The sequence below is a fragment of the Myxococcus sp. AB025B genome (assembly GCF_006518215.1).
Classification (GTDB): Bacteria; Myxococcota; Myxococcia; order Myxococcales; family Myxococcaceae; genus Myxococcus; species Myxococcus fulvus.
Window position 1 is genome coordinate 1 of sequence record NZ_SRLW01000251.1, and the last position, 14,572, is coordinate 14,572.

14 protein-coding genes are annotated in these 14,572 nt (G+C 69.1%); 9 read left to right on the plus strand and 5 right to left on the minus strand.

The window, feature by feature from the left end; all coding sequences use genetic code 11:
- Positions 1-295 precede the first annotated feature (295 nt).
- The 3 genes from tkt to FL311_RS31940 all read right to left on the minus strand — a co-directional run bounded on the left by tkt (position 296) and on the right by FL311_RS31940 (position 4,575).
- The gene (tkt, locus tag FL311_RS31930) at positions 296-2,356 is read right to left on the minus strand and encodes a transketolase (RefSeq protein ID WP_194869445.1); all 2,061 of its coding nucleotides are present in this window, start codon (positions 2,354-2,356) and stop codon (positions 296-298) included.
- Positions 2,357-2,504: 148 nt separating this feature from the next.
- Positions 2,505-3,713 carry a VWA domain-containing protein gene (locus FL311_RS31935; protein ID WP_141331138.1) on the minus strand — a complete coding sequence of 403 codons (1,209 nt, stop codon included), beginning with the start codon at positions 3,711-3,713 and terminating at the stop codon, positions 2,505-2,507.
- A 13-nt stretch (positions 3,714-3,726) separates the two neighbouring features.
- A complete protein-coding gene (locus tag FL311_RS31940; protein WP_141331140.1) occupies positions 3,727-4,575 on the minus strand; it encodes a MoxR family ATPase in 849 nt (282 codons plus the stop codon).
- A 173-nt stretch (positions 4,576-4,748) separates the two neighbouring features.
- Between FL311_RS31940 and FL311_RS45985 the strand changes: the two genes are divergently transcribed.
- The 3 genes from FL311_RS45985 to FL311_RS31955 all read left to right on the plus strand — a co-directional run bounded on the left by FL311_RS45985 (position 4,749) and on the right by FL311_RS31955 (position 6,784).
- On the plus strand, positions 4,749-4,913 hold the full coding sequence (locus FL311_RS45985; protein ID WP_153882712.1) for a hypothetical protein: 165 nt from the start codon (positions 4,749-4,751) through the stop codon (positions 4,911-4,913).
- A gap of 169 nt (positions 4,914-5,082) precedes the next feature.
- Positions 5,083-5,670, plus strand: a complete 588-nt coding sequence (locus tag FL311_RS31950) for a vegetative protein (protein ID WP_141331143.1) — start codon at positions 5,083-5,085, stop codon at positions 5,668-5,670.
- Between the two features lie 595 nt (positions 5,671-6,265).
- Entirely contained in the window at positions 6,266-6,784 is a 519-nt protein-coding gene (locus tag FL311_RS31955) for a hypothetical protein (RefSeq protein ID WP_141331145.1), read from the plus strand.
- Positions 6,785-6,876: 92 nt separating this feature from the next.
- Here the strand turns inward: FL311_RS31955 and FL311_RS31960 are convergent, their stop codons facing one another.
- A complete protein-coding gene (locus FL311_RS31960) occupies positions 6,877-8,574 on the minus strand; it encodes an MASE1 domain-containing protein (protein ID WP_194869446.1) in 1,698 nt (565 codons plus the stop codon).
- Between the two features lie 507 nt (positions 8,575-9,081).
- On the opposite strand from FL311_RS31960, the gene FL311_RS31965 reads away from it, so the two are divergent.
- From FL311_RS31965 to FL311_RS31985, 5 genes are all read left to right on the plus strand, one after another.
- A complete protein-coding gene (locus tag FL311_RS31965; protein ID WP_141331149.1) occupies positions 9,082-10,194 on the plus strand; it encodes a 3-oxoacyl-ACP synthase III family protein in 1,113 nt (370 codons plus the stop codon).
- 60 nt (positions 10,195-10,254) lie between these two features.
- Entirely contained in the window at positions 10,255-10,851 is a 597-nt protein-coding gene (locus FL311_RS31970) for a DUF2378 family protein (protein ID WP_141331162.1), read from the plus strand.
- A 70-nt stretch (positions 10,852-10,921) separates the two neighbouring features.
- Positions 10,922-11,497, plus strand: a complete 576-nt coding sequence (locus tag FL311_RS31975; protein WP_141331151.1) for a hypothetical protein — start codon at positions 10,922-10,924, stop codon at positions 11,495-11,497.
- Between the two features lie 184 nt (positions 11,498-11,681).
- Positions 11,682-12,152 (plus strand): MarR family winged helix-turn-helix transcriptional regulator, encoded by a 471-nt coding sequence (locus FL311_RS46175; RefSeq protein WP_194869447.1) that lies wholly within the window; start codon positions 11,682-11,684, stop codon positions 12,150-12,152.
- Complete coding sequence (locus FL311_RS31985; protein WP_141331155.1) at positions 12,149-12,589, plus strand: hypothetical protein; 441 nt, start codon at positions 12,149-12,151, stop codon at positions 12,587-12,589. The genes FL311_RS46175 and FL311_RS31985 overlap by 4 nt, the downstream gene beginning before the upstream one ends.
- Positions 12,590-12,624: 35 nt before the next feature.
- Here the strand turns inward: FL311_RS31985 and FL311_RS31990 are convergent, their stop codons facing one another.
- Positions 12,625-13,107: a nuclear transport factor 2 family protein gene (locus tag FL311_RS31990; protein WP_141331158.1), complete on the minus strand. Its 483-nt coding sequence runs from the start codon at positions 13,105-13,107 to the stop codon at positions 12,625-12,627.
- A gap of 164 nt (positions 13,108-13,271) precedes the next feature.
- On the opposite strand from FL311_RS31990, the gene def reads away from it, so the two are divergent.
- On the plus strand, positions 13,272-13,781 hold the full coding sequence (gene def / locus FL311_RS31995; RefSeq protein WP_141331160.1) for a peptide deformylase: 510 nt from the start codon (positions 13,272-13,274) through the stop codon (positions 13,779-13,781).
- Positions 13,782-14,572 lie beyond the last annotated feature (791 nt).

Sequence of the window (14,572 nt, forward strand, 5' to 3'; positions counted from 1 at the left end):
GAGCCGGGGGGCTCGGTGGGGGGCCCGCGGACCGGCGATGACTTTGAAACGGGCGGCTCCGACATAGGGGGAGCCAGCCCTCGGGCTCCCCGAATCGTTGGGGGATGGTTCGGGAGCCTTTTCTTGTGGGAGCGCCCCTCTTTAAGGGGGGCAGCGGGAGCTCGGACTGTTGGGGGATGGCCCGAGCCCCATTCTTGATGCGGTATCGAGGGACAGAAGCATGAAGGGCCCGGACCGTTGGGGGATGGTCCGGGCCCTTCGTTTCTTCAGGTGCGCGCGCGGGACGCGCGGTGGCTCACGCCTTGTTCTTGGCGAGCGTGTCCTTGGCCACCTTCACCACGTTGTCCACGGTGAAGCCGAACTTCTGCTGGAGCGCCTTGATGGGCGCGGACGCGCCGAAGCTGCGCATGGCGACGATACCGCCCTGGAAGCCCACCCAGCGCTCCCACCCGAAGGCGGCGCCCTTCTCCACGGCGACGCGGGCGCGCACGTTCGGCGGCAGCACGCTGTCGCGGTACTCCTGCGACTGCTGCTCGAACAGCTCCCACGAAGGCAGGCTCACCACGCGCGAGGCGACGCCCTCGGCGGTGAGCTTGTCGTGCGCGTCCAGGCACAGCTGCACCTCGCTGCCCGTGCCGATGAGCACCACCTCCGGCTTGCCGCCGGCCGCGTCCGCCAGCACGTAGCCGCCCTTGGCCACACCCGACGCCGCGCCGTACTTGGTGCGGTCCAGCGTGGGCACCGGCTGGCGGGTGAGCACGAGCACCACGGGATGGCTCTTCTGCTGGCCGATGACCCGCCACGCCTCGGTGACCTCGTTGGCGTCGCCGGGGCGCAGGACGATGAGGCCGGGAATCGCGCGCAGGCTGGCCAGCTGCTCCACGGGCTGGTGGGTGGGGCCATCCTCGCCCAGGCCGATGGAGTCATGGGTGAAGATGTGGAGCGCGGGCAGCTCCATCAGCGAGGACAGGCGGATGGCGGGGCGCTCGTACTCACTGAAGATGAGGAACGTGGCGCCGTAGCCGCGCACCTTGCTGAGGCACAGGCCGTTGACGATGGAGCCCATCGCGTGTTCGCGCACGCCGAAGTGGATGTTGCGGCCCTTGAACTCGCCGGGCTTCATGGACTCGGACGTGGTGATGTACGTCTTCGTGGACGGGTTCAGGTCGGCCGAGCCGCCCACGAGCCACGGGTAGTTCTTGGCCACGGCGTTGAGCACCTTGCCGCTGGACTCGCGGGTGGCCATGCCCTTGGCGTCGGCGGGGAAGGTGGGCAGCTCGGAGTCCCAGCCCTTGGGGGCCTCGCGGCGCTGCATGCGCGTCAGCTCATCGGCGAGCTCGGGGAACTGCTTCTGGTACTCGACGAAGCGCGCGTCCCACGCCTCGCGCAGCTGCTTGCCGCGGGCGCCCACGCGCTCCTGGAAGCGCTCGCGCACGCCGTCGGGGACCAGGAACTTCGCGTCCTCGGGCCAGCCGTAGTTGCGCTTGGTGCCCTTGATCTCCTCGTCGCCGAGTGGCTCGCCGTGGGCCTTGGAGGACCCCTGGAGCTTGGGGGCGCCGAAGGCAATCTGGGTGGTGACGATGATGAGGGTGGGCTGGTTGTTGCGCAGCGTCTTGAAGGTGTGGAGCGCCTCGCCCAGCACCGTCAAATCGTTGGCGTCGGGGACGTGGAGGACGCGCCAGCCGTAGCCCTCGAAGCGCTTGCCGACGTCCTCGGTGAAGGCCAGGTCGGTGCTGCCGTCGATGGAGATGTGGTTGGAGTCGTAGAGCCAGCAGAGGTTGCCGAGCTTGAGGTGGCCGGCGATGGACGCGGCCTCGGAGGCGACACCTTCCATGAGGTCTCCGTCGCCGCAGATGGCGTAGACGTCATGGGTGAACATGTCGAAGCCGGGCTTGTTGAAGTGCTCGCCCATCCAGCGGCTGGCGATGGCCATGCCCACGCTGTTGGCGACGCCCTGGCCCAGGGGGCCCGTCGTGGTCTCCACGCCGCTGGTCCACCGGTACTCGGGGTGGCCGGGGGTGGACGAGTCGAGCTGGCGGAACTTCTGGATGTCCTCGAGCGAGACGCTGAGGGCGTCCTCGACCTTGTAGTCGCGGGTGACGCGCTTGACGCCTGCCAGGTGGAGCAGGGCGTACAGGAGCATGGACGCGTGGCCGTTGGAGAGGATGAAGCGGTCGCGGTCCGGCCAGATGGGGTGGGACGGGTCGTACCGGAGCTCCTGTTGCCAGAGCTGGTAGGCGACGGGGGCCAGGGACATGGGGGCCCCCGGGTGACCCGAGTGGGCTTGCTGGACCGCATCCATGGCGAGGGTGCGGATGGTGTTGATGCTCAGCAGGTCCTGCGTATCGGTGGTCATAAGGTCCTCGAGCTTCCGGCGAATCGTGGGGCGCACCATGCCGGAACTCGCGCCGGTGCGCCGCACGAAAGGACCAGGCCCGCCCGCTCGCCGTCCGGCAGTCCACGAGCCCCTGGATTTTCTGGCCCTTGCTGGGGCTCCGAGGACTTCAGCGCCGCGCCATCGCGCCCTTCACCGTGCGTCCCCGTGTCAGGTGGGCCACGGCCTCACCCAGGCCCTCCACGGTGAGGGAGAACATGGGGAACACGCGGGCGATGGTGGCGATGGAGCCCGTGCGCCACGCGCCCATGGGCTCGGGGTTGAGCCAGACATTTCGCTCGAAGTGCTGGGCCAGCTGCATCAGCCACGTCAGCCCCTCCAGCCCGTCCGCCTTGTAGCGCCCCTCCGCGTCGGTGCGGATGCCCAGCTCGTACGGGGCCATGGAGGCATCACCCACCATGATGAGCTTGTGATGTCTTCCCACCTGCGCCACCAGCTCCGGCACCGTCATGCCGCCGGTGAGCTGCGGCGTGGCGTAGAGCTTTCCGTAGACGCAGTTGTGGAAGTAATACGTTCGCAGTTCCTTGAAGTGCGTCGCCTGGCTCGCCACGGAGAACAGCCGGCTCATGGTGGCCGCGTACGGGTCCATGGAGCCGCCCACGTCCATCGCCAGTACCACGCGCGTGTTGGGCCTGCGCGGGGGCCGCGTCACCACCTCCAGCTCGCCCGCGTTGCGCGCGGTGGCGGAGATGCTCTCGTCCACGTCCAGCTCCTCGGCCGCGCCCTCGCGAGCGAACGCGCGCAGCTTGCGCAGCGCCACGGCCAGCTGCCGCGTGTCGAGCACCAGGTCATCGCGGTAGCCCGCGTACCTGCGCGCCCCCGCCTGCATCAGCGCCATGCCCTGCTTGCCGCCGGCCTTGCCGCCCACGCGCATGCCGCCGCGCGAGAAGCCATTGTTCCCGAACGGCGAAGTCCCGCCGGTGCCGATCCACCGGTTGCCGCCGTCGTGACGCTCCTTCTGTTCGCGCAGGCGCTCCTCGAACAGGCGGCGGATCTCCTCCGGGTCCAGCGCCTCGAGCAGCGCCTGCTCCTCGGGCGTGAGCTGGGGCCGCTCGCGCGCGTCCTCCAGCCACTGCATCAGCTCCTGCGTCAGCTCCAGGCCCGCGGTCTCCACGCCCTGGAAGTGCGCGAGGAACGCCTGGTCGAACGCATCCAGCTGCGTCTCCGAGTGGACGAGGAGCGCGCGGCCCACGTGGTAGAAGCCGTCGAGGCTGCTGTCGTGCAGCCCCGCCTTCAGCGCGCCGGCCAGGGCGAGCGCCTCCTGCGCGCCCACCTTCACGCCTCGTCGCCGCAGCTCGTAGAAGAATGGCAGGAACATGCCGTCTCCTGGCTCAGGCGCGCGTGCGCCGGCCGCGCCCGAAGGCCTCCGCCACGGAGACCAGGTCCTGCTCCTTCTTCAGGAGCGCCCCGAGGAACGGAAGCTGCTCGTCCAGCTTCAGGTCCGTCACGCCCTGCGCCTTGAGCACGGTGATCCAGTCGATGAGCTCGCTGGTGGAGGGCCGCTTGCGCAGGCGGGAGAGGGCGCGCAGCTCGTAGAACACCTTGAGGGCCTGCTCCGCGAGCGCGGCGTCGAGCCCCGGGTGGTGCACGTCGACGATGCGGCGCATGAGGTCCGCGTCCGGGAAGTCGATGAAGTGGAACACGCACCGGCGCAGGAACGCGTCGGGCAGCTCCTTCTCGTTGTTGGACGTAATCACCACGATGGGGCGGTGCTTCGCGGCCACCTCGTCGTTGGTTTCAGTGACGCGGAAACGCATCCGGTCCAGCTCGTGGAGCAAGTCATTGGGGAACTCCAGGTCCGCCTTGTCCACCTCGTCGATGAGCAGCACGACGCGCTCGGGGGACGCGAAGGCCTCGCCCAAAGGGCCCATGCGGATGTATCGCCGGATGTCCTTCACGTCCCCGTCGCCGAAGCGCGAGTCATACAGGCGCTGCACGGTGTCGTAGATGTACAGGCCGTCCTGGGCGCGCGTGGTGCTCTTGACGTGCCAGGTGAGCAGCTTCAGTCCCAGGGCCTCGGCGATGGCCTCCGCCAGGAGCGTCTTGCCGGTGCCCGGCTCGCCCTTGACCAACAGGGGGCGCTGGAGCGTGAGGGCACAATTGACGGCGGCCTGGAGGCCCTCGTGGGTGAGGTAGGAGTCGGTGCCTCGGAAGCGGACGGGAGGAGGGGCCAAGGTCATGTTGGGCCTCCTTTAACACCCGGAGTGGCCGCGCGGGGGAGCCGGGCCGCTCGCTCCCCCTCCCTCCAGGGCGGGTCAGACCCTTGGGCTAGGCTCGTTCGTATCCCCAGGAGGCCAAGGAATACGGTCCGCCGCGTTCTGGGTGGGTATCCGAGCCTGAGGAGGCACGTGTCGTGGGTCACCCGGTGGTGCTGACGGTGTTGTTGGTGTGGGCGCTCGCGTCGTTGGCGGGGGGCTGCCCCAGGGCGGGGGCCTCGCTGTTCGAGCTCCCGACGTCGGTGCGCAAGGCGGACCCGGTGACGCCGCGGCCCGAGCCGTTGACCTGCGCCCAGGGTTGAAACTGTTTCAGGCAGACGTTTCACCAGGCCCTGGAGTCGGAGGGTTTCGCTCGGCGCAGGACCTCCTGGAGGGGCCGGAGGCGGAAATCCGCTCGGAGGCGACGCTTGGCGCGTGCCGTGCAGCGGATTTCCCGCCGGGAACCCAGGACGGCGTATATCCTCCCGTCACATGTCCATTGCGAATGAGCTTGGAGAGATGTTCCGGCGCGAGTTGCAGACGCAGCTCGTGCCCTTGCAGCAGGCGGTGAGCCGGTTGGAAGAGGGCCTCGAGGCCCTGGACATGCTGCGCTCGGTGACCTTCCGGCTGGCGCCGCTGACGAGCCGCCTGGGCGCGGTCGCCGGTGTGCGGCCGGTGGCGGCGCGGCAGTCGTCGGTGTTGCCGGCGCCCGCGGCGAAGCGGGGTCGCAAGCCGGGTCGCAAGCCGGCGGCGCAGGTGGAACTGCCGCTGGTGGCGGCGAAGGGCGCGGCGACGCGGGCCCGGGTGGCGGAGGGTTCCCGCTCGTGCGCCATCATCGGGTGCAAGCGCCCCAGCCGTTCCAAGGGCTACTGCTCGGCGCACTACCAGAAGCTGCGGCTCCTGATGCGCACGGACCGTCGGCCCACCGCGTGGGTGGATGACGCGAAGCCGCAGTCGGTGCAGGACGTGAAGCTGCCGCGCGGCCGTGCGGCGAGCAAGGCGCTGCGTGAGGCCCAGCCGGCGAAGGGCAAGCGTGGTCGCAAGAAGGGCGGCAGGGGCGCGCAGGCGTCGCTGGTCTGAAGTCCCGCCGCGGACGTCTCGCGGCTTCCACACAAGCTCCCGGTGACCTGGCTCCTCGAGAGGGGAGCCTTGTTTCACGGCATCGAGCGGCTCTTCGGATGAGCCGCCATGCGAGCCGTGTGTCCCGAGCGTGTCAGCGGCAGCGAGGGCGATGAGCCCGAGCCGGGCGCCCCATATCCCGAGCGCGGAATGCGCGCACGCGTCGCCCTCGCCCCAGTGGCCCCAGGTCGGCGCGAGCACGGCTGCTTCCGGGCGCACGATGTGTCGAGGTTCTTGGAGCCCGCGGAGGCGCTGACTCCGGGGGGACTCCCCTCCACGTGGGCGCCGCCCCGAGCCTGTCTCCACGGAACCTGAGCGGGGGCGCGCGCGTGACGGCCGCGGGGACGGTGGCGACGTGGGACCGAGGTCCTCCGGAACGGCTGCGGTCCCCGGGGCGAGCATGGCGTCCGAGGTGCGCGCGGAGGGGTGTTCAGCCTGCGAGCAGGTGCATGGGACGCGGAGGTGGGAGGGCGTTCACCAGGCGGGCATGTGGCTGGCGGACAGGGCGATTTCGCCGCCGTTGACAGGTTGGGGGGAGGGATGGGATTCGGGCGCCATGAGTGAGCAAGGCTATCCAGTCACGGTGGCGGTGCGGCGCCCCGATGGTCGCGTGGAGCAGGTGCGCGTGGGCACGGCGTTCAGGAGCGAGGAAGGCTTCACGCTGCGGATGGGGGAGTTGTCCATCGGCTCGACGCCGGACGCGGCCTCCGCGGCGCCCCGTCGGTCTGCGCCGAGCGCGGGTGGCGGTGGCGGGGACGGAATGGTGTTCCCGAACTACGGCCGCAGCAAGGGTGCGCCCGTCGCGGGAGCGAGCATGCAGGACCTGGAGTTCTACGCGAATGGCGCGCGTCGTTCGCTGAACGACCCGAGCAAGTCGCGCTGGCACGACAAGGAACGCCAACTGCTCTCCGCCATCGAGGCGGAGATGGCGCGTCAGCAGGGCGGCGGCGGTGGCAACGAGGGCGGCGGCTATGGTGGCGGTCGCGGTGGTGGCGACAGCTACGGCGGCCGCGGTGGTGGTGGCTACCAGGACGACGTCCCGCCGCCCAACGACGACGACAACATCCCGTTCTGAGCGTCGAGCGGTCCGCACGGGCACAGTCGAGCGCGGTGCCCGTGTGAAGCAACCCAGGAGGCGTGAGGTCGACCGCCCCGAGAGCCGCACCCTCAAGCCACGGCGCGAGCCTCCCCGGCATAGGGCAACCACACGGTGAAGGTGGTGCCCTGTCCGACGGTGCTGTGGACGATGACCTCGCCGTGGTGTCCGTCGACGATGCGTCGGACGATGGCGAGCCCCAGCCCGGTGCCGCTGGCGCGCGTGGTGAAGAACGGCTCGAAGATGCGCTGTTGCAGCTCGTCCGTCATCCCATGACCGGTGTCGGAGATGGTGAGCCGGGCGTGCGGCGTGCCCGAGCGCACATCCGTCTCGATGCGGGTGACCAGGCTGCCACCAGCGGGCATGGCCTGCACGGCATTGGTGAACAGGTTGGTGAGCGCCACGTGGAGCAGGTGCGCGTCGAGCGCGATGGGCGGCAGGGACTCGTCCAGGTCTCGCGACACGTCGATGCCCGAGGCCCCCGAGCGCAGCGACGCCACGAGCGCGCCCTCCACCACGGGGCCGAGTGACTGGCTGCGCAGCCGGGGCTCGACGGGGCGGGTGAAGTCGAGCAGGTCATTGACGAGCAGGGCCAGCCGTTCGACCTCCTCGTCCATGATGTCCATCAGGGAGCCGGTGGGGCCGGTGGCCATCTGGGGCGTCAGGCGTCGGATGGCGGCGAGCGCGTTGGAGATGGCGCCCAGCGGATTGCGGACCTCGTGGGCCACGGTGGCGCTCAGCTCGCCGAGCGCGGCCATGCGCTCGCGTTGCACCAGGGTGGCCTGGGTGGCGGCGAGCGTCTGCAGCGACTGACGCAGCTCCTGGTTGAGGTGGCTGACCTCCTCCTGGGCGCGGCGCCGCTCGCTCAGGGCGCTGGCGAGCAGCAGTCCGGACACGCTGGCCACGGCGAGGAAGGACTGGAGGAAGGTGAGGCTGTCGTTGTGCCACGCGAACTGGGCGAACGGGCCGTTGCCCAGGGCGGTGTGCAGCAGGGACACCGAGGACATCACCGCGGCGGCCATGGTGATGCCCCGGGCCTCGAAGCGCAGCGCGGCCCACAGCAGGAAGGGGAACGTCAGGTACGTCACCGGATGGAAGGTGGCCGGAGGCGCGGCCGACGGCGGCATGCGGAACACCCAGTGGGTGGCCACGCCGAGCAGCAGCAGGAGCGCCGCCAGCTCCAGTCGTCGCTGCCGGTTCCAGCCGCTGGTCCCTCGCGCGGTCCAGGTGAGCAGCAGGGGTGCGACGAGCAGCACGCCCATGGCGTTGCCCACCCAGAACACGCGCCACGCGGGCCAGAAGTCCGCGGGGGCCAGGCGCTGCGCGGACAGCAGCATGCTCATGCCCAGGCTCGCGCTGAGCAGGGTGGCGCCCAGGGCGCCCAGCCCCACCAGCCCCAGCACGTCGCGCACGCGGTCCATCGACGGGTGGAAGCGGACCACCCGGCGCAGCAGCAGCGCCCCCACCATGGCCTCCAGCAGGTTGCCCGCGGCGATGACGAAGCCGGTGGAGGTGACAGGGCTGTGCGAGGCGCCCACGGCGAAGGGCTCGACCAGGATGGCGGCCAGCACGAGCGCGGGCCACTCGCGGTGCCGGGTGAGCAGCAGCCCCGCGAGCGCCACGCCGCTGGGAGGCCACATGGCGGAGACGTGCTCGGGAGGAAACGCCAGCACCGCGCCCAGCCGTGCCCCCAGCGCGTACGCGGCCGTGAAGAGCACCAGCCGGAGGACGGGCTGCCAGCGGCGGGGGAAGGTCTCGAGCGAGGGCACGACCCATTCGTCGACCGGGCACCCGCTTCCGGGGGCGCGGTCCCGCGACGCCTTTCGGAGGCGCACACTGGCATGCTCCCACGCGCCCCGGGAAGTATCCGGGAAATCCCCAGGCCTCCGACGGGAACCCCAGCAGGCCCTGGCGTGTCCAGTGCCATGGGTCCAAGATGTCTCGGCACTCGGAGTGCGCAATCACTCGCAACCCTGGCGTGGCTGGTCTCCAGGGATGCCGCGTCGAGTGGAGTGGCACCGCACCCGAAGTCAATGTATCGCAGGCGCTGCTTCAGGTCCGCAGCAAGATGCTTCATTTCTGAAGCATCACGGTCTCTCATGTAAATCCAGCGGGTTGGGAGCACGCGGCTCCAGGAGGCTCTTCAAGAGTGAAGCGGCTTCCGGGTTGAGAGGCCGTCATTTCAAGGGCTTCGTATCTGGCGTGAATCCTGCTCGATGCAGTGGGCCAGGGAATCCCTCCCATCCGGCGTGGCTGTGAAAAAACGAGGCCATGAAATGACACCCAATGTCTGTGTCGTCGGTGCCGGAGCATTTGTCCCATCGCGTCGGGTGAGCAACGCGCGCATCGCGAAGGCCATCCCCGGGTGGCCGGCGGAGCGCATCGAGGAGAAGCTGGGCATCCGTGAGCGGCGGTTCTTGTGGGACTTCGACGAGGCGACGGGGCGCGCGGTGCCTCCGCCGGAGGACGACGGCCACTTCTACCCCGCGACGAACACGGACATGTGTGAGGTGGCGCTGCGCAAGGCGCTCGAGAGCTCGGGCGTGGACGCGAAGCAGCTCGACGCGCTGTTCGTGGTGACGTGCACGCCGGACGCGCCGCACTTCAACCACGACGCCATGGCGGTGCACCAGCGGCTGGGGCTGCGCGAGGACGCGTTCGCGCTGCTGGTGGACGATGGCTGCGGCGGCACGACGTACGTGTTGGACCTGGTGAAGAAGATGATGGACGGGGGCCGCTTCCGCACGGTGGCGGTGGTGGCGTCGGCCTTCACCTCGCCGCTGGTGAACCGGGAAGTGTACCAGGACGAGCTGCCACCGGGCCCCGGGCGGGCGAAGACGCTGCAGGGCTATCTGTCCATGTACGTGTTCGGGGACGGGGCGGGCGCGGTGGTGCTCCAGACGAAGGAGGACGCGCCGGGAGGTGCGGGCATCCTCGCCTCGTTCTCCGGCAACGCGCACGGGGACCTGGTCATCCGCAAGGGCGGCGGGACGTTGAAGCTGCCCTACCAGCCGGGGCGCTCGCGTCCGGCGGACATGGCCTTCGTGGTGGATGGCTTCCGCGTGGCGCGCAGCTATCCGGAGTACATGCAGAAGTGCCTGGACGCGATGTTGAGTCCTCGACCCGACCTGAAGGGTGAGGTGAAGCGGTACTACTTTCATCAACCGAACAAGCGGGTGATGGACGCGTTCGTGGCGCGCGCGGGGCTACCCACGGAGGCGGTGGCCTGCAATGTCGACTTGTATGGCAATACGTCGGCCGCGGGGATGCTCATCCTGTTGGCCGAGGACCTGGCGTGCGGGCGGGTTCGCCTCGGAGGAGGGGACATCGTGTTGGTGGCGGCCGTTGGCGCGAACATCCACTACGGCGCGCAGCTCATCCGGTTGTAGACTTCGGGTGCCTCCTTCCCCCCATGGAGACACCGTTTGATGGCAGACATGGCTCAGAAGTTGGACGTGCTCGAACCCCAACTCGCACGAGAGCTGGAGGAGCGCGTCTCGTTGGCGACGCGCGACGACACCGCGCGAGGACTGTTTTTCAATGGCGTACTTGGCGCGGTCAGGGTGCTCGATGGCGAGGCCGCGGTGCAGCGTTGCCTCGCCGCTGCGGGAGAAAAGAAGTACGTCGATTTCTTCAACTACCCGGTGGAGGCGTACCTGAGGCTGGCCTTCACGGCGGCGCAGGTGATGGGGCCCAAGCTGGGTGGCTTCGACGCGGCGCTGCGGCGGATGGGCGTGCAGGCGACGACGGACTTCCTGTCCTCCGCGGCGGGCAAGACGTTGCTCCTGCTGGCGTCGAACAGCCCGAAGCGCATGTTGGGCAACCTGCACTCGGGCTACAAGGCGGCGGTGAGCTACGGTGAGCGTGGCGTGACGTGGACGGGAGACACCAGTGGTGTCTTCTCCATGAAGCGCGACTTCATGACGCCGGCCTATCACGAGGGCGTGCTCCAGGCGGTCATCGAGGCCGTCGGTGGCAAGCAGGTGCGGGTGAGCGGCAAGAAGACGGGGCCGCTCGACGCCGAGTACACGCTGTCCTGGCAGTAGCCGTCCTTGGCGCGCCCGGACGGGAGGGGCCGGGCGCCGTGAGGAGGGTGGACTCTCGACGGAGGTGCCGATGGCGCGGTGGCACGACGCGGTGGTGGTGTTGATGTTCGCGGGTGCGTTCGAGGCGCGGGCGGAGTCGGAGGTCTTCCAGTTCCGCACGCAGGAGGATGCGACGAAGCCCGCGGATGCGGCGGCCTGCGCGGCCGCGCCCTTCGAGGCGACGGTGAAGCTGGGCGCGGGCATCTACGTGCCGCGCGCTCGCGAGCAGGATGGCAAGTGGGTGGACCTGGGGCAGAAGAGCGTGGGCACGGCCACGGCCTGTCTGCGAATCACCCCGGGCACCCCGTTGGTGCCGGGCAACCAGGTGCCGGCCCACATGCGCTTCGTCCTCCCGGAGGGGACCTTCGCGGCCACGGGCACCTGCAACGTGGTGTCGAACGACGTCCCCGTCGCGGGCCTGGTGCTCGCCGGGTGTGCGCTGAAGCTGGTGGAGATGCCCGCGGGCTACGTGGGCGGCACGGTGTCGAGCACCAGCTCGTTCAATCCGAAGAAGCTGCCGGGGTATGCGACGGGCTCCTACTACACGCTCCTCGCCTACCGGGGGCCACCGCCCAAGGCGGCGGGAGCCAAGGCCCCCACGCCCTGAGCCTGGAGCACGGAGGAGCCTCTCGCGGTGAGTCGCCACCGCGGTGATGGATCCCCGAGCCCGGGAGCGCCGTCCCGGCTCGAGTACCCCGTGTACCCCTCTACGGGCCCCCGGCATGGACCGGGAGGCACATTCGTTCCGATTTCGGAAATTCCGAAACCGGAATGATTGTTGCGCGAGCATCATGAAGCGGCTCAGATTCGTTCTCGAGGTGCACCGGGCCACGCATCGCATCGGCCTGTTCCTGGAGGGGGCGGCGCCGCCGCTGGGGCTCTCGCAGGGGGAGGCCCACCTGCTGGCGTACCTGCTGGAGGCGGGGGACACGTCGTTGAGCGAGCTGCACGCGGCCTTCGGCCACAAGCGCTCCACGCTGACCAGCTACATGGACCGGTTGGAGGCGAAGCGGCTGGTGAAGCGGGAGGCGCGGCCGGAGGACCGGCGCTCGTTCCAGGTCTCCCTGACGGGGCCGGGGCGGACGTTGGCCACGCGGGTGCACCGGCGCCTGGAGACCTTGGAGGCGGTGGTGCTGGGGCAACTGGGAGAAGAGGACGTGGAGAGCTTGCGGACGGGGCTCGAGGCCATCGCCGAGGTGGACCAGGAGGTGCATCCGTCCGAGAGCCCGAAGCGAAGGCGGACGAGGACCCGGTCGACATGAGCGAGGATTGGAACCTGCTGGAGGACGCGGCCTTCGTGGCGGCGGTGGCCTCGGCCACGTACCCGGGCGAGCGTTTCGGACACCGCGAGCACCTGAGGCTGGCCTGGTGCTGCCTGCGCGAGGAGCAGGGCTTCGACGGTGGGCTGCGGCGGGTGCGAGCGCTCATCCAGAACTACGCGGCCGCGCTTGGAGCCACGGGCAAGTACCACGAGACGCTCACCCGGGCCTGGATGGAGCTGGTCCACGTCGCGATGGAGTACACCCCCGGGGCCCGGTCGTTCGAGCAACTGCTGGAGGCGCATCCCCACTTGATGGACGCGAAGCTGCTGGCAAGGCACTACCAGAAGCAGACGCTCGACTCCGCCGAGGCGAGGACAGCCTGGGTGGCGCCCGACGTCACGCCCCTGCGGTCACCGGCGGTGCGAGGCGCGCCCTGAGTCGAGCGGCGCGCCTGCGCGGGGAGGCGGACTGCTCAGGGAGCGGCGGTGCCCCGCTCGCGCATGTACTTGTCGAGCGTCTTCCGGGCCTGGGCGCGGACCTGGTTTCGCAGGAGGGGCGTCCATCCGAGCACCAGGCCCGCGGGGCCGAGCGCCTGGCGTGACCAGGCCCAGAAGTCGAAGCGGTCGCGGTGGCGGACAATCTTGCCGTCGCGGAACTCGAACTCCGCGTCGATGCGGTTGAGGACCTTCCGGCCGGTGGTGGAGAAGGTGTAGTTCGCGTCCCAGTGGGCGCGGCCGGAGCGGTCATCGGCCTGGATGTCGCGGAAGGTGAGCTCCAGGTCCTTGCCCCGCTCGCAGAGCATGCTCCACATGGACGTGGTGCCCGCGTGGCGCAGTCCGACGAAGACCTCATCGGTGAATTCCACATCCGGGTGGTAGCAGGCGTTCATGGCCTGGGCGTCGCGGCGCTGGAACGCCGAGTAGAAGTCGTTGAGGAGCTGAGCGTGCGGGTGCATGGCGCCGAGGTCTAGCAGACCTGGGGCACTCCGCGCTGGGAGGCGGGCCTCCGACGGGGCGGGTGACCCGACGGATGGGGCGCTGGGGCCTGGCCAGGGTCCACCATTCCAGGGACCTGCGGAATGGCGCGGCGAAGGTGGGGCGCCCATGGCAGATTGCGCCCATGGCTCGCGAAATCGTTATCTGGCCCAACAAGGTCCTGACCTCTCCCACGAAGCCCGTGACGGACTTCGGCCCCGCCCTCCAGACGCTCCTGGAGCAGATGGCCGAGTCCATGAAGGAAGCCGAGGGCATCGGCATTGCCGCCAACCAGGTGGGCGAGCCTCTTCGGGTGGCGCTGGTGGGGCGGGAGGACGGGACGTCCTTCGAAATCGTCAATCCCCAGGTGCTGGAGAAGAAGGAGCCCGTGAAGCTGGAGGAGGGGTGCCTCTCGGTTCCCCGGGAGTGGGAGAAGTGCCCACGCTTCCACAAGGTCAAGGTCCGCTACCAGGACCGGACGGGGGCGTGGCACGAGCTGGAGGCGGAGGGCCGCATCGCCCACATCCTCCAGCACGAAATCGACCACCTGGATGGCCACGTCTTCGTGGACCATCTGTCCTCGCTCAAGCGCACCCTCATCCTGGACAAGATGAAGAAGCTCCAGAAGTCGAAGGCCCGTCAGAAGGAGAGCTGACCCGTCGAGGGGCAGCCGGAGCGACGAGCCGGACGATTCGGGGATGGGGCGCAAGGGCCTCCCGGGTTCCCCGAATGGACCGGACCGGAAAATCCGCCGGGTGGATCATCCGGTATTTGACGGACGGGATGTGACGAGGTAGTAACTGGACCCCTGCTCGTCGCCTTGGTGCTCCGGCCCTGGGGAAGCGAACAGCGGGGGAAGAAAAAGGTCGACGAAGGTTGTTGACCTGGAACGCGGCGAAGAGGTAGAAGCCGCGCCCCTCGACGGACCGGTGAACGCAGCAGGCCACCGGGACGGACGAAAAGAATCAAACGGATCTGACCAAATAGGTTGATCCGGGACGCGGTGAAGAGGTAGAAGCCGCGCCCCTCCGGAAGAAAGCAGCGGAAGCCACTGGGCGGCGCTGGGGACTTCGGGAGAGCAGCAAAGAAGAAAGCTGAAACTGGGTGATTGACAGCGGACGCGAAGATGAAATAGAAGGGACGCCCCGCTGACGCCGGAAAGAAGTCGAAGGCGGACGCAGGGTAGCAAGAAGTCGCGGTGGAGACAAGCGACTCGGTCTTTGAAAACCAAATAGCAAGCCCAAGAAGAAGAGAAGGATTGCGGAAACCGCAGTCAATCTTTGAGAAGGCCCCAGTCAGGGAGCGCTGAGAAGCGCATACCGGCAGGGCCTGTAGTGAATCAGCGAGTTGAGGTTCCTTAGCCGGGCCTCAGCTGACGCCGGTTCAACCTTCAAAATAAAAATTGGAGAGTTTGATCCTGGCTCAGAACGAACGCTGGCGGCGTGC

Excerpts from the sequence above, each read along its gene's own strand:
- FL311_RS31975 (WP_141331151.1), top strand. The coding sequence starts at position 10,922 with ATGGCGCGGTGGCACGACGCGGTGGTGGTGTTGATGTTCGCGGGTGCG.
- FL311_RS31985 (WP_141331155.1), top strand. The coding sequence starts at position 12,149 with ATGAGCGAGGATTGGAACCTGCTGGAGGACGCGGCCTTCGTGGCGGCG.
- FL311_RS31935 (WP_141331138.1), bottom strand. The coding sequence starts at position 3,713 with ATGTTCCTGCCATTCTTCTACGAGCTGCGGCGACGAGGCGTGAAGGTG.
- FL311_RS31965 (WP_141331149.1), top strand. The coding sequence starts at position 9,082 with ATGACACCCAATGTCTGTGTCGTCGGTGCCGGAGCATTTGTCCCATCG.
- FL311_RS46175 (WP_194869447.1), top strand. The coding sequence starts at position 11,682 with ATGAAGCGGCTCAGATTCGTTCTCGAGGTGCACCGGGCCACGCATCGC.
- FL311_RS31940 (WP_141331140.1), bottom strand. The coding sequence starts at position 4,575 with ATGACCTTGGCCCCTCCTCCCGTCCGCTTCCGAGGCACCGACTCCTAC.
- FL311_RS31990 (WP_141331158.1), bottom strand. The coding sequence starts at position 13,107 with ATGCACCCGCACGCTCAGCTCCTCAACGACTTCTACTCGGCGTTCCAG.
- FL311_RS31955 (WP_141331145.1), top strand. The coding sequence starts at position 6,266 with ATGAGTGAGCAAGGCTATCCAGTCACGGTGGCGGTGCGGCGCCCCGAT.
- tkt (WP_194869445.1), bottom strand. The coding sequence starts at position 2,356 with ATGACCACCGATACGCAGGACCTGCTGAGCATCAACACCATCCGCACC.
- def (WP_141331160.1), top strand. The coding sequence starts at position 13,272 with ATGGCTCGCGAAATCGTTATCTGGCCCAACAAGGTCCTGACCTCTCCC.
- FL311_RS31950 (WP_141331143.1), top strand. The coding sequence starts at position 5,083 with ATGTCCATTGCGAATGAGCTTGGAGAGATGTTCCGGCGCGAGTTGCAG.